The organism is Gemmatimonadota bacterium, from assembly GCA_016704275.1.
Lineage (GTDB): Bacteria > Gemmatimonadota > Gemmatimonadetes > Gemmatimonadales > GWC2-71-9 > Palsa-1233.
This window is the reverse complement of the sequence record JADJAK010000008.1, coordinates 48,323-62,330: the sequence shown is the minus strand read 5'-3', so window position 1 is coordinate 62,330 and position 14,008 is coordinate 48,323. Positions and strand designations below refer to the sequence as shown.

Below are 14,008 nucleotides of genomic sequence, written 5' to 3'. Positions count from 1 at the left end.
GCCGTCAGGCCGCGGACGTCACGGCGCCTAGTTGCCGGCCTTGTCGACCGCCGCCTTCATGGAGGCGACCCAGCCCGGGATCACCCGGAGGTGTGTGCCGGTGATCTGCGCTGGCCCCTGGACGTAGATGATGCCGCCGTCGTGCGAGGGGCGGTTGGACCACCCCGACGTGTCGGAGAAGCGGGGGTCGCGCGCCCATGGCGTCGGCGGGCCCGCCGGTTCGCCCGTCGCGGCATTCACCTTCACCATGAACCACGAGACGCCGACCCGATAGACCACTTCGGTCGGCGAGAGCCAGAGCGGCTCGTTGCCGTCCGAGGCAATCTGCCACCGACGGCCCGGTGTCGGGAACGACGTGATGATGATCCGATTCCCCTCGAGCGTCTGGTAGAGCAGCAGGCTCGCGCTCGGCGAGAGCGACGCGAAGCGGCCGCCGGCGAGGACGGTGTCGAAGGTCGGCTTCGCCAGGGAGGGATCGAAGCGGAAGACCATGCTGCCGCCCCAGTTCTGGCCGACGGCGAGGTGCTCGTCGTGGTAGTCCACGGCGTCGGGGAGCGCGGCCTCGGTCAGTGTGCTCGCGATGGTGTCGGGTGCCGAGCCGGAATTCGGCTTGCCCCGCAGCAGCATCCATCGATCGCCCTCGCGGGCAATCGTGAGCAACTGTTCGCCGGTCGGATCCCAGAGCGGGTGGCGGAGATACTCGCTGTGCAGCCAGGTGAAATGCTGCCCACCGCGCAGGTCGTAGAGCCGCAGCTCATTGTCCACGGTGCCCTGCACGGCCGCCGCCAGCCACCGACCATCGCGGCTCAGGTCGTAGCGCTGGAAGTCGGCGCTCTCGGTCGGCAGTGCTTCGGGCTCCTTGCCCGCCACCAGCTTCACGATCCGGCCCTGCGTCGCGTCGACCCCGGGCGCATAGATCAGGGAGCCGTCGGTGGTCAGGTCGAACTGCCCCTCGCCGATCGACTCGCGGCGGACGCCCGAGAGCAGCGCCACGGGCGTGCCAGCCGTCCGAGTGACGGGATCGAAGCGCGTGGCCACCAGCGATCCGTCGATGGCGAGATAGACGAGGTACTTCTCGTCGACCAGGCGGAACGACGACCCGGTGACCAGCTTGCCGGGGAGGTTCGCTGTTCCGGCGAGGCGGAGAATGCTCGACTTGGCCGAATCGGGGTTGACCAGGAGCGCGGTCCGATTGGCCGAACAGAGCAGCTCTTTGCTTGCGGCGATCCACGAACTGCCGAAGGCGCAGCGGGTGATCGCCCGGGACTTCGGCTCCCCGCCGGCCGGATCGAGTTCGCTCAGCCGGTTGCCGTCCTGGTCCGCGGCCAGCAGCTGGCCGGTGTCGGTCCACATCAGCCAGGAGACGCTGCGCCCGTCGAGGAGTCGCCGCGCCTGCCCACCCGCGACCGGGATGATCATGATCTGGTCGCCGATGAGGAAGGCGACCTGCGTCCCATCGAGCGAAAGCCGTGGCGCGGTGCCGCCCTCCGTCCCCGCGATCGGATGCACCTCGGCCGTCCGGAGCGAACGGTACCAGAGTTCACTCGATTCACCGCGCGAGGCGGCGTAGACGACGAACTCGCCTGACTTCGCGACCGAGAGGCTCCTGATTGCCGTGCCGTAGGAGATGGTCCGGGAGCTGGCCGCGAAGGAGATCAGTGCCGTGTCGGGGAGTGCCGCGTCGTAGACCGAGGGGCCGGCGCTCGAGGTGGTGCCGCCGCGACGGCCCAGGAGCCAGCCGCCCGCGAGGCAGCAGGCGGCGAGGGTGATGCCCGCGACGACATAGCCCCGCCGCTGCCCGGGCGTCGGCCCCACCGGTCGCGCCGCCGAGCGTGTCGTCGCGCGAGCGGTCACGCCGCCAGCCAGTGCGGCCGAGAATTCCGCGGCGGTGGCGAAGCGGTCGGCCGGGAGCTTCTCGAGCGCGGTGAGGACGGCATCCTCGACCGCCTCGGGAATCGTGCTGCGCACGCGCGTCAGCGCTGCCGGCTTCTCGGTCACCACCTTGGCGACGATCGCCTGGGCGGTGCTGCCGGTGAAGGGCGGGTCGCCGATCAGCATCTCGTAGGTGACGCAGCCGAGGGCATAGACGTCGGAGCGCGCGGTGATCTCGCGCTCGCCCATCGCCTGCTCGGGGCTCATGTAGTGCGGCGTGCCGAGCGACATCCCGGTCTCGGTCATCCGGGAACCACCGGCCTTGCTCGCGGCGAGGGCGATGCCGAAGTCGGCGACAAGCGCCGCGCCGTCGTGCAGCAGGATGTTCTCGGGCTTGATGTCGCGATGGATCACGCCGCGCCGGTGGGCATAGTCGAGTGCCGCGGCGACCTCGCTCGCGATCCGCACCGCCTCGCCGATCGGCAGCTGCTTCTCGCGATCGAGCCGGTCGCGCAGGGTCTCGCCCTCGATGAAGGGCATCACATAGAACAGGTAACTCGGCGAGTGCCGATCGATGATCGATGATCGATCATCGATGATCGACGGCGCCAGCGCTTCCCCTGAATCGAATAGTGGCAGGATGTGCGGATGCTGCAGGTTCGCGGTGGTCTTGATCTCGGTGAGGAAGCGCTCGGCGCCGATCACGGCGGCGAGTTCGGGCCGCAGCACCTTGATGGCGACGTCGCGGTCGTGCTTGAGGTCACGGGCGAGGTAGACGGTGGCCATGCCGCCGGCGCCGAGCTCCCGGACGATCTGGTAGCGGTCGGCGAGGGCTGATGCAAGACGGTCAACGCTCATCGCACCAGTTCCATCAGCCAGACGTTGCTCTGCCGATCGGTGAGCGTGTAGTACACCAGCCCGTTCGCGATCCGGAATCCGTAGCGGTCGGACTGCAGCCGGCCATCGCCGAGTTGCAGCACGCGCGTCGGGATGCCGCCGCTCGCGGGGACCGACCATATCGAGGCCGCCCCGTCGGCCGTGTGGCTCTTGAAGTAGATGGCGGCGCCGTCCGCCGACCACGTCGAGTTCTCGGCGACCGGCGCCCCGGGAACCTCGAGCGGGTACAGGAGGCGCGAGGGGCCGCTGTCGGAGGGTATCACCCGGAGCTCGCCGCCGAGCAGGGAGGTCGTGAAGACGACCCGTCGGCCATCGGGCGAGAAGCGCGGCCAGTATCCCGGCACCAGCGCGCGACTCACCCAGCGACGATCCGCACCTCGGGTCGCGATCTTGATGCTCGGCTCGCCGGTGATGTTGAAGTAGGCCAGCGCCGATCCATCCGGCGACCAGGTGGCCTGCGCCTCCTGTGCCGGGGTGTCGGTGACCCTCTCGAGCGCCCCCCCGTCGAGCGGCAGCACATACACGTCGCGCGAATCGCCGCGGAAGGAGTGGAACGAAACCGTGCGGCCGTCGGGCGAGGGCTCGGGCGCGAACTCCGGGGTGCGGTCCGTCGTGAGGCGCTCCGCGATGCCGGTGGCGAGCGACATCCGGTAGATGTCCGAGTTGCCGGCCAGGTCGTTGTCGTGGAAGATCCACCGCCCGTCGGAAGAGAGCGCGAACGCCTCGATCACCTGCTGGCCGAAGGTGACCGGCGTGGGCCGCGCCCCGGCGAGGGGTCGACCCTCCTGCCACGGTTGCGACCAGATGTTGGCGCTGATGGACATCACCGCATAGCTGAGGCGACGATCATCGCCCGACAGGCTGAAGGTGGAGACGTTCAGGCCGACGGTCAGCCGCTCGGGCTCGCCGCGCGGCGTCCCGTCGCCCGTGACCCGCAGCGCATAAATGTCGGCCGGGCCGAGCCGGTTTGAGCTGTAGAGCAGGTGCGTTCCGTCGTGTGACCACTGCGGCGACTGGTTGTTGGAGCTGCTGTCCGTGATCGTCTGCAGCGTGCCATCGGCGACCCGGATCAGGGTGATCCAGCTCGGCGCGATGTTGCCGAAGCCGATGCCCGGCGCAAGGTAGAGCGAGTTCCCGGCAGAGCAGGCAATCACGTCGTGCGGGCCCCAGTTGCACAGGGTCAGTTGCTCGGCCGCCGCCAGCGGACGGCTGGTCCCGTCGGCGCGATGGATGAACAGGGTGTCCCCGATGACGTAGGCGATCTGCTGGTTGTCCGGTGACCAGGCCAGCGCGGTGACCTGCCCATCCCGGGACGGGACATCCTGACGCGCCGCTCCGCCGCCCACCGGCGCGGAGAAGACGAGGCCGTCCTTGATGAAGAGGATGCGGGTGCCGTCGCGCGACCACTGCGGCGAGAGCTCGACCGCCGTGCTGTCGGTCGTCAACGGGGTGGGGCGACCGTCGCCGACCGGGCGCACGAAGATGCGACTGACGGTGCCATTCCCGGACGCATAGGCCACCTGCTTGCCATCGGGCGACAGCGCCGGCGTGATCTCGAGGCCCTGCTCCCACGTCACCGGCGTGGCCAATCCCGGGGTGGCGAACCGTTCCACGGCGCGACCGGAGCGCATCGCCACGAGACTGCCACCGGCCATCGCACCGAGCAGCAATCCGCCAGCGAGTGCCAGCCGCCACGCCTGTCTCCGGCGCACCGGGGCGCCCGCCTCGAAGGTGCCACTGGTGGCATGGAGGGCGGCCGCAAGCTCCGCGGCCGTGCCGAAGCGGTCAGCCGGCAGCTTCTGGATCGCGACGTGCACTGCATGCGCCACCGGGGCGGGGATCGTCGCCCGGTAGGTGGTGACCGGCTCCGGCGTGGCCGTCATGACCTTGGCGACGATCGCCTGCGCGGTCGGGCCGGTGAATGGCGGCTCGCCGGCGAGCATCTCGTAGAGCACGCAGCCCAGCGCGTAGATGTCGGTCCGCGCGTCGAGGGCGCGTTCGCCCATCGCCTGCTCGGGGCTCATGTAGTGCGGCGTCCCGAGCGACATCCCGGTCTCGGTCATCCGGGTGCCGGCGCTGCTTGCCGCGAGGGCAATGCCGAAGTCGGCCACCAGCGCGCTGCCGTCATGCAGCAGGATGTTCTCGGGCTTGATGTCGCGATGGATCACGCCACGGCGGTGGGCGTAGTCGAGCGCGGCCGCCACGTCGGAGGCCAGCCGCACCGCGTCGGCAATGGGGAGCTGCTTCTCGCGGCCGAGCCGGTCGCGCAGCGACTCGCCGTCCACGAACGGCATGGCGTACCAGAGGAAGCCATCGTTCTCGCCAGAATCGATCAGGCCAAGGATGTGCGGGTGCTGCAGGCTGGCGGTGGTCTTCACTTCCTTGAGGAAGCGCTCGGCCCCGATGACCGCGGCGAGCTCCGGACGCAGCACCTTGATGGCGACGTCGCGGTCGTGCTTGAGGTCACGCGCAAGGTAAACGGTGGCCATGCCGCCGGCGCCGAGCTCCCGGACGATCTGGTAGCGCTCGGCGAGGGCGGTGGTGAGGCGATCGAGCGTGCTCATCAGGCGGGGGCGCGTCCGGCGAGGATGGTGATGTTGTCGCTGCCGCCGCGGCTGAGCGCGAGCTCGAGCAGCTCACGACAGAGCTGCTCCGACGAGGTCATCCGGTCGAGGTGCTCGGCCAACTCCGCATCGGTGACATGCTTGGTGAGGCCGTCGCTGCAGAGGAGGATGACGGAGCGGCGGTCGCGGATGTCGAAGCGCGACACGTCCGGCTCGGCCTGGTCGCCACCGATGGCGCTGACCAGGACGTTGTTGAGCGGCGAACGGGTCACCTTCTCGCGGCTCAGCACGCCCTGGTCAACGAGCGCCTGCGCCATCGTCTGGTCCTTGGTGATCTGCGCGATCTCGCCGGAGAGGTAGCGATAACAGCGCGAGTCGCCGACCTGCACCACGTAGACCCACGGCCAGATGATGATGGCCAGGGTGAGCGTCGTCGCCATCTTCGACCCGTCCCCATGGGCCGCCGCCTCGGCGCGCACCGCGGCATGGGCCTGGAACGCCGCCGAGCGGAGCGCCGCCTCGAACTCGCCGTCCTGCGCGCCACCAGCCAGGTGATAGCAGCGCAGCGACGACGACACGTACCCCATGATCGCCTCGACGGCGAGTTGGCTGGCTTCTGCACCGCCAGCCACGCCACCGACACCGTCGGCCACCATCATCAGCGTGGCCACGCGCTCACCGCGAAGCGGCAGCTGCTGGGCGCCGGCGAGCGAGGTGGCGTGCAGCACCACCTGCGGATGGATGGTGGCGAGGAGGAACTGATCCTGGTTGTCACGCCGGACCTTTCCGGCGTGCGTGAGCCCGAAGAGGTCGAGCTCGTCGTCGCGCGGACGCTCCGACTCGGTCGTGGTGCTGAAGGCGGTGATCATCCGCGTGGCCGGTCCATGCCGCCAGAGACGATCCGCTTGAAGCGCTCGTTGTTCTTGAGCGGCGCGAACATCGGGTCGGACTTCAGGTAGCCGCGGGTCACGAACGATTGCCGCGTGAGGATGTCCTCGATGCCGTCCAGGGCCGCGTCCTGTTCGCCGAGGGCGAGGTGCATGCGGATGGCCTGCAAGCGGACATACGACTCGTTGAGGCCGCTCCCCTTCGGGGCGTCGGCGACGGCCTGGGTCATCTCCTTGTTGGCCTCGGCCCCACGCCCGACGTATGCCAGACTCACTGCATAGAGGGAACGCAGCTGCGGGTCCTTCGGCGAAGCGTCGCTCTGCTGCTTGGCGGTGGCGAGCGAGGAGTCGGCGTAGGCCTTGGCGCGCTTGAGGTCGCCCTGCTGATAGGCGGCGGTGGCGAGCGACTGCCCCCACCACGCGATGTCGTTGTCGTAGGCGGCGGGCGTCATCCGGAAGAGGAGTTCGCGCTCCTTGTCGCCAAGGACGTACGCAAGCTCCTGATAGCCGGCGAAGTAGGTGATCAGCTCGACGGCCGGGACGCGCTTGAGCACGTCGGCCACCACCTTCTGGGCGCCGGCGAGGTCACCGGCGCTCAGGTGGGCGAAGGCTGCCCACTGAATGACATCGTATCCCTTCGGCTCAAGGGCGAGCAGTTCGGCGCTGGTGACCAGCGCCTCCTCCGTCCGCCCCAGATAGATCTGCGCCTGTACCAGTCGGTTCAGCACGCCGATCGAGCGGGGGTCGATCTGCCGCGCCTTCGAGAGCTTCTCGAACATCGCCTGATAGTTGCCATCGTCGAGGTCGAATCCGGCAGCGGTATTCAGCGCCCAGATGCTCTTCGGGTCGAGCGCCAGCGCTCGCTCGGTCTCCTGGCGCGCGCGTGGCAGGTCACGGGCCACGTTCTGGTAGTAATTGGCGGCGATCAGGTGCGCGCCGACCGAGTCCGGGGCCAGGCGCACCAGCCGATCGAGCGCCTCCTTGGCACGCCGGCCAACCACGGCCTCCCGCGTGCCGTCGGAGTAGAGCACCGAGAGATTCCACGCCAATCCCGCCCACGCCCGCGTGAACGTGGAGTCGAGGGCGACGGCCTGTTCCAGCAGGGTGGCGCGCGCCCGTGCCCCGCCGGTCCCGATGATTCGCACACCCTGCGCCTTCAGGTAGAGATCGTACGCCTCGGGGTTCTTCGTCAGCGTGCTCGCGAGCGCGTCGGTGGCGGCCTGGCCGAGCACGGTGCCGAGGGCCCCGGTCACGCGGGTCGCAATCTGCCCCTGGATGGTGAAGGCGTCGGCCATCGGGGCATCGAAGGTGTCGCGCCAGGTGACCTTGCCGGTGGCACCATCAACCAACTCGGTGGCGACGCGCACCTGCCGCGTGCCATCGGCGCCGCTGGCGTAGCGCACCTTGCCGCGCAGCACCTGATCGACGCGGAGTTCCTTGGCGATCACCACGTCGGTCTTGGGCGAGGCGCGGTACTGGTCGGCGCTCGCAGACGCCGTCACCGTCAGCTTGGGGACGTGCGAGAGTTTGTCGCGCAGCTCATCCACCAGGCCGTCAGCGAAGTAGGCATCGTCTGCGGTGCCCTGATTCTCGAACGGCAGCACCGCGAGGGTCTTCTCCTCCGTGCTTGCCGCCGCACCACCCTTGCCGCCGAGCAGCTTGGAGCCGGCCACGCCCGCGGCGAGCAGGACCAGCGCGGCGATGGCGAGCTGCCACGGCCGGACACCGCGTGCCGGCGCGGCCGCGACGACTTCGCCCGACGGCGTGCGGACCTGATCTTCCGCGGCATTCAACGCCGTCACGAACTCGGCGCCGGTCGAGTAGCGGTCGGCGGCGGTCTTGGCGAGCGCCTTCATCACCGTGGTGTTCACGGCGGCGGGGAGCGTGGTGCGGGTCTGGTCGAGTGGACGCGGATTCTCGGTGAGCGAGCGCGCCAGGATGGCTTGCACGGTGGGTCCCGTGAACGGCGGCTCACCGGCGAGCATCTCGTAGAGCACGCAGCCGAGGGCGTAGATGTCGGTGCGTCCGTCAATATCGGTCGCGCCAGTGGCCTGCTCGGGACTCATGTAGACCGGCGTCCCAATCGCGAGGCCGGTCTGCGTCAGCGCTTCGCCGCTGCTTTCCATCGCGCGCGCGATGCCGAAGTCGGCGACCAGGGCGTGACCTGCACTGAGCAGGATGTTGGCCGGCTTGATGTCGCGGTGGACAATCCCCCGCGCATGCGCGTAGGCCAACGCCTCGGCGACCTCGCGCGCGAGCCGCAGCGCCTCGAGTGCCGGCATCTGCTTGTCGCGCGCCATCCGCTCGGGGAGCGACTCGCCCTCGACCAGCGGCATGACATAGTAGAGGAAGCCGTCGGCCTCGCCCGAGTCGTACACCGGGAGGATGTTCGGATGCGACAGCTTGGCGGCGATCTCGACTTCGCGCAGGAAGCGGTCGGCGCCCATGGACGCCGAGAGTTCCGGGCGCATCACCTTGATGGCGACCTGGCGCCGGTGCTTGAGGTCTTCGGCGACGTAGACGGTGGCCATGCCGCCGCGACCGAGCTCGCGCTCGATCCGGTAGCGATCCGCCAATGCGGCGATCAGACGGGCTGGTGCGCTCACGCGCCTCGCTCGGGTCCGGAGGGATTCAGTTGTGTCGGGAACCCGGGAAATCTACTGCCGGAACGGGGATGGCGGAACGGGATGGGGCGCCAGGACCCGCCGTCGAGCTCGTCGCTCACGAGCTCGTCGCTAAAGCGACGGCTCGGCGGATGTCGCTAAAGCGACGGATCCCCACCTTGCGGGGGGCGTGTCGCTTTAGCGACACCAACCGAGCCGCGCCTTGAGCCGCGGGCCCCCGCGGGGCGCGTGGCGCAAGCGACCGGGGAGGGGGGGCGGCGAAGCGCCAGCCGGGGCGAGCGCCGCCGGTACCCCGGTTGGGCGTCCGTTGTCCTAGCCTTCGGCCATGCATCATCGTCTGCATGTCCACCTCGTCTGGACCACGCGGGATCGGGTCCCTTCGCTCGATTCCGGGCGGGCGGCGTATCTCAGCGAACATTTGCCGATCATCGCCAGGCAGGAGAGGGCTCGAGTGCTGGCGATTGGCCTGGTGACCACCCATCTCCATCTGCTCGTGCGGTTACATCCCACAAGCGACCTTCCACGTCTCCTGCAACGCATGAAGGGCGGCACCGCCCATGGGATCAATGCGGCCACCCCTGGTGCCCGTCGGCCGCTGAAATGGGCCAAGGGGTACAGTGTCACCTCGGTCAGCCCTGGTGGCCTCGAACGCGTCCGCGCCTACGTGTGCGCGCAGCACGTGCGCCATCCGACCGAGGCCATCGCGGGGTGGCCGCCTTTGGACGTTGTTGAATAGATCTCGTCGCGAACGAGCTCGTCGCTAAAGCGACGGGCTCCGTTCGGCATGGGGCATGTCGCTTTAGCGACACCAACCGAGCCGCGGCTCGGGAGCTCCCCCCCCGGGGCGCGGCGCCCGCCCCCGCGGCCCCCCCCCCGCCGGCCCGGCGGGGCCCCGGCCGCCGGCCCCCCCCCGCCGGGGCCCGACACCGACGCGGCTTTAGCCGCGAGCTCAATCGCGCCGCGGCTTGCAGCCGCGAGCTCAATCGCGCGACACCCTCACCGCTTCAGCCGCGCCGCCAGGTCGGTGAACCAGTTCCGTACCAGGATCACCGTCGGCCGAGCCGACCCGACGCCCGACGAGCGCTGGCGGGCGAAGAGGAAGCTCTTGCCGTCGGGGGCGACGGCGAAGGACTGGTGGAAGAGGTCGAGGTTGTAGCCGGTGACGTCGAACAAGGTCTGCAGCTGGACCACCTCGAAGGCGGTCGTGGTCCGGAGCTCGGCGGCGATCAGCTGCCCGGTGCCGCCGATGAAGTAGAGCTCCTTGCTGTCCGGGGACCAGACCGGCGACATCCCGCCGCCGTTCGAGACCTGCCACCGCCCGCCGTTTGTGGCGGGGAAGGGGCGCACGTAGATCTCGTTCGCCCCCGATTCGTCAGAGATGTAGGCGAGCCAGCGGCCGTCTGGCGAGAGCGCCGGGTGCATCTCGGTGAACTTCGAGGCCACCAACGGCACCGGCGTCGAATCACCACTGGTGCGGACGCCGACCAGGTCGCCCGCGCCGGCGGTGCCATTGTCGGTCCGGAGCACCAGCCACTGGCCGTCGTTCGACCAGATGACCTCCTGGATCGGCCGGTCGATCTTCGCCAGGCGCCGCTCTCCGCCGCTGCCGTCGGCGGCGATGCCATAGACGCCGCCGCCATTCAGCGAGTCGCGGATGAAGGCGACGGTCTTGCCATCGGGCGACCAGGCTGGCCGGCGATCCTGCCCGCCGAAGGAGAGGCGGGAGAAGGCGCCGGCGTCGAGCTGTTTGAGGTAGACCGAGAGGCCGCCACCAGTGGTGCCAGTGCCGACCGCGACGCGACGGCCATCCGCCGAGAGTGCGAACGAGTTGAAGACGCCCGACCAGCTGGTGTCGATGCGCGTGGCGGTCCCCTGCCGGTCGACGCGGACGAATTCGGAGTTCGCGTTCCCCGCCTTGCCGCGCGCGAAGAGCAACGTCCCGCTCCGCGAGATGGCGAGCATCGGCACGGTGCGGAAGAGGGCATGGATCGTCGTGCCATCGAGGACCGCCGTGGCCGGTCCGGTGATCGTCAACTTGTCGAGGTCGAACGGCGCCACCATCGCGGTGAAGTCGGTCCGCACGTAGAGCAGGTTGCCGCTCGGGAGGTACCACGCCTTCATGACGTCGGGGAGGAGCCTGGTGAGCTTGCTCGTCTTCAGGTCGATGACGCTCATCGTGCTGGTGGCGCAGTTCGATGTGCAGACGGCGGTGAGCACGCCGCGCGCGCCGGGGAGCGCGGTGACGTTGAGCAGGCCGAAGCCTCGGAGGGCCGTGTCCGCAAAGGTCGCGGTGTAGCCGCCCCCGGCGGCGCTCACGCGACGGAGCTCCGAGCCCGAGGGTGACGGATAGACGATGGTGTTGTCGTCGAGCCAGGCGAGGCCGTACTCCTGTGAGGCGGCCGAATCGGCGAGGACCATCGAGGCGCCGCCGTCGAGCCGCACCTTCTTGAGCTGGCGGTCGGCGGTGAAGGCGATCCACTGGCCGTCCGGCGAGAAGGCGGGCGTCGCCCCGCGCTCGGTGCCCGGAATGGCGGCGGCCTCGAGGCGGTCGGCGCGCTTGAGCCAGATCGGACTGTTCTGGATGCTCTTGCGGAACAGGATGTTCTCGCCGGTCGGCGAGATGGCGAGCATCGAGCCGGGCTGGTCAAACTCGAGCGAGTCGCTGACGACGATCGTCTGCCAGTTGGGTGCCTCGACCGCCACCGGGCGGAACCACGCGAACGCCGCGGCCGCGAGCGAGAGCACCGTCGCGCTGCCGAGCAGCATCGTGCTGCGATTGCTGCGGGGCGGCGGCGGCGCGCGTCCGGGCGGTGGAGACGGTTGCACCGGTCGCGTTGCTGAGGGCGACGGCGAACTCGGTCGCCGTGGCGTAACGATCGGCTGGCAGCTTCTCGAGCGCGCGCAACACCGCCGCCTCGACATGGTCGGGCACCGCCTTGCGCTGCGCCGAGAGCGGGCGCGGCTCCTCGGTAATCAAGCGCGCCACGATCGCCTGCACGCTAGGGCCCGTGAACGGCGCCTCGCCGACCAGCATTTCGTACGTCACCGCACCAAGCGCATACACGTCGCTGCGCGCATCGATGGTGCGCTCGCCCATCGCCTGCTCGGGCGACATGTATTGCGGCGTGCCGAGACTCAGTCCGGTCTGCGTCATCCGCTGGCCGCCGGCCTGCTGCACGGCGAGGGCGATGCCGAAGTCGGCGACCAGTGCGTGGCCGCCCTGCAGCAGGATGTTCTCGGGCTTGATGTCGCGGTGGATCACGCCGAGGCCGTGGGCGTAGCCGAGGGCATCGGCGACTTCGCGCGCGGTGCGGATCGCTTCGTCCACCGGCAACTGGCGGTCACGCTCGAGGCGGCTGCGCAGCGTCTCGCCGGTGACCAGCGGCATCACGTAGTAGAGCAGGCCGTCGGCCTCGCCCGAGTCGAGCAGCGGCAGGATGTGCGGATGCTGCAGGCGGGCCGTGGTGCGGATCTCGGAGAGGAAGCGCTCGCCACCGAGGGCCGCGCCCAGGTCGGGATGCAGCACCTTGATGGCGACGTCGCGATCGTGCTTGAGGTCGTGCGCGAGGTAGACGGTGGCCATGCCGCCCTGCCCGAGCTCGCGGTCGAGGCGGTAGCGGTCGGACAGTGCGGCAGCGAGGCGGTCGAGCGTGCTCATGGCTTGGTCACCGGGCGTTCACGACTGAAGACGTACTTCGTGGGAAAGTCCGGATGGCGATAGATGCCGGGCCAGGTCAATTCCAACCGACCGTCCTTGAGCAGACGGAACCGTCGCTGCGACATCCCGCCCGAGGGGCGGCTGCGTTCCAGGACGAGGACGTCCTTCTTCCACTCCGCGCGGGTCAGAAAGAGCTGCTCACCAACGGCCTCCTGACGCGCCACGCCGTTGGCGGTCCACCAGGTCGGGTACGCGCCGTCGGCAAAGATCGTCAACGTGGAATCCTCCATGGCGAAGATGATCGAATCGCGCGGGTTCATCTCGACCCAGAGTGAATAGGCGTCGCTCGGCCGCGGCGGCACCGGGAAGGGACCGTCGGCAAATCGAATCGCGTCCCGCGGCACCAGCACCGGCGGCCGGGACGGTTGGGTTGGCGCCGCAATGACGCGGGTCGAGTCGTAGACAGGATGCTTCGTGACGAGGTGCCAGGTCCCCAGCAGCGCCTGCGGGACCGGTGATGGCGACGACTGGGCGCCGGCCTGCTGCGCCGGAACAAGTGCCACACCACAGGCCACCATCAGGCGCAGGATCGTGGGGCGAGTGGTGTGACAGGCGCGCACGCTCACGGGAGCTCTCGGGTCGCTGGGGCAATTGTGATGGGAAGAGCTGGAAGATACTGCGTAGGCTGCTATTCGACTTCGGGTGATGTGGTGACGGATGATCAATGATCGATCACCGACTCACGTCTTGAACCCCAACGCCTCCGCCACCGCCCGCTGTCGATCGTCCAAGGTCAAGAAGGTGAGTTCGCTCGGGTCCGGGGCCATGGAGAGGGCCGTGGCCAAGTGCCAGGCATCGGCGCCGCGGACGTAGCCGGCCGCGAAGACGCGCTCCAGTTCTTCGCTGAGGGTACGCTCCTGGAAGACCCACTGGACCAGCTCGAGTTCCGCGAGGTTGGGTTCGATCTGCTCGCGACACAGGGCGCTTCGCCATTCCGCCTCGAGTAGGGGCGAGGCGTACAACTCGAAGCGGGTCAGGGCGTCTCGAAATCGCTCCGCGCCAGGCTGGCTGAATCGGATCGCGACCACGACAGAGGTGTCCAGGTAGGCCAACATCAGTCGCGATCGTCAAGGAAACGCTGCAGCGCACCTTCGCGATACTCCCCGATCGGGAACGCCCGCGGGTCGTCCGGCGTCGTCCGAGCCGGCGTGATCAGCCCCTTGGCGCGGAGTTCCTCGATCCGCTCCGCCAGCGTCGTCGCCTTCGGCTTCGGCTCGATCGGCCGCAGCTCCGCGACCGGCTGGCCGTGGACGGTGATCACAAAGCTCCGCCCCTCGCGGACCTGGCGGACAAGCGCCGAGAGCTTCGCCTTGGCGTCGTAGATGGAATATTCTTCGGCCATGGGGTATAATCTGGTCAGACTAGTCAGACTAGTCAATTGGTTGTAAGTCGTAGGTCGTAGGTCGTAGGTCGTGCGAGAGTCTTGGCGCGGACGCTACCTTTGGG

At 69.1% G+C, this 14,008-nt stretch carries 9 protein-coding genes; 1 reads left to right on the top strand and 8 read right to left on the bottom strand.

Annotation, left to right across the window (positions count from 1 at the left end; genetic code table 11):
* Nucleotides 1-27: 27 nt before the first annotated feature.
* Genes IPG05_14760 through IPG05_14745 form a run of 4 tightly spaced genes read right to left on the bottom strand, consistent with a single transcriptional unit; the run spans nt 28 to nt 8,826 of the window.
* The gene (locus IPG05_14760; GenBank protein ID MBK6496334.1) at nt 28-2,730 is read right to left on the bottom strand and encodes a serine/threonine protein kinase; all 2,703 of its coding nucleotides are present in this window, start codon (nt 2,728-2,730) and stop codon (nt 28-30) included.
* Nucleotides 2,727-5,333, bottom strand: coding sequence for a protein kinase (locus tag IPG05_14755; protein ID MBK6496333.1), 2,607 nt, complete (start codon nt 5,331-5,333; stop codon nt 2,727-2,729). Before IPG05_14755 ends, IPG05_14760 begins: the two co-directional genes overlap by 4 nt.
* Nucleotides 5,333-6,202 (bottom strand): serine/threonine-protein phosphatase, encoded by an 870-nt coding sequence (locus IPG05_14750; protein MBK6496332.1) that lies wholly within the window; start codon nt 6,200-6,202, stop codon nt 5,333-5,335. Before IPG05_14750 ends, IPG05_14755 begins: the two co-directional genes overlap by 1 nt.
* Nucleotides 6,199-8,826, bottom strand: coding sequence for a protein kinase (locus tag IPG05_14745; GenBank protein ID MBK6496331.1), 2,628 nt, complete (start codon nt 8,824-8,826; stop codon nt 6,199-6,201). Before IPG05_14745 ends, IPG05_14750 begins: the two co-directional genes overlap by 4 nt.
* Nucleotides 8,827-9,169: 343 nt before the next feature.
* On the opposite strand from IPG05_14745, the gene tnpA reads away from it, so the two are divergent.
* On the top strand, nt 9,170-9,580 hold the full coding sequence (gene tnpA, locus IPG05_14740) for an IS200/IS605 family transposase (GenBank protein ID MBK6496330.1): 411 nt from the start codon (nt 9,170-9,172) through the stop codon (nt 9,578-9,580).
* A gap of 260 nt (nt 9,581-9,840) precedes the next feature.
* Here tnpA and IPG05_14735 read toward each other — a convergent pair whose 3' ends face one another.
* The 4 genes from IPG05_14735 to IPG05_14720 all read right to left on the bottom strand — a co-directional run bounded on the left by IPG05_14735 (nt 9,841) and on the right by IPG05_14720 (nt 13,904).
* A complete protein-coding gene (locus IPG05_14735; protein MBK6496329.1) occupies nt 9,841-11,610 on the bottom strand; it encodes a PD40 domain-containing protein in 1,770 nt (589 codons plus the stop codon).
* Nucleotides 11,611-12,498: 888 nt separating this feature from the next.
* Nucleotides 12,499-13,128 (bottom strand): hypothetical protein, encoded by a 630-nt coding sequence (locus tag IPG05_14730; protein ID MBK6496328.1) that lies wholly within the window; start codon nt 13,126-13,128, stop codon nt 12,499-12,501.
* A 114-nt stretch (nt 13,129-13,242) separates the two neighbouring features.
* Nucleotides 13,243-13,617 (bottom strand): type II toxin-antitoxin system VapC family toxin, encoded by a 375-nt coding sequence (locus tag IPG05_14725; protein MBK6496327.1) that lies wholly within the window; start codon nt 13,615-13,617, stop codon nt 13,243-13,245.
* On the bottom strand, nt 13,617-13,904 hold the full coding sequence (locus tag IPG05_14720) for a type II toxin-antitoxin system prevent-host-death family antitoxin (GenBank protein ID MBK6496326.1): 288 nt from the start codon (nt 13,902-13,904) through the stop codon (nt 13,617-13,619). Before IPG05_14720 ends, IPG05_14725 begins: the two co-directional genes overlap by 1 nt.
* Nucleotides 13,905-14,008 lie beyond the last annotated feature (104 nt).

What these genes read in the sequence shown, in the direction of transcription:
- IPG05_14735 (MBK6496329.1), bottom strand. Translation starts at nt 11,610, where the DNA reads ATGCTGCTCGGCAGCGCGACGGTGCTCTCGCTCGCGGCCGCGGCGTTC.
- IPG05_14720 (MBK6496326.1), bottom strand. Translation starts at nt 13,904, where the DNA reads ATGGCCGAAGAATATTCCATCTACGACGCCAAGGCGAAGCTCTCGGCG.
- IPG05_14750 (MBK6496332.1), bottom strand. Translation starts at nt 6,202, where the DNA reads ATGATCACCGCCTTCAGCACCACGACCGAGTCGGAGCGTCCGCGCGAC.
- tnpA (MBK6496330.1), top strand. Translation starts at nt 9,170, where the DNA reads ATGCATCATCGTCTGCATGTCCACCTCGTCTGGACCACGCGGGATCGG.
- IPG05_14725 (MBK6496327.1), bottom strand. Translation starts at nt 13,617, where the DNA reads ATGTTGGCCTACCTGGACACCTCTGTCGTGGTCGCGATCCGATTCAGC.
- IPG05_14760 (MBK6496334.1), bottom strand. Translation starts at nt 2,730, where the DNA reads ATGAGCGTTGACCGTCTTGCATCAGCCCTCGCCGACCGCTACCAGATC.
- IPG05_14755 (MBK6496333.1), bottom strand. Translation starts at nt 5,333, where the DNA reads ATGAGCACGCTCGATCGCCTCACCACCGCCCTCGCCGAGCGCTACCAG.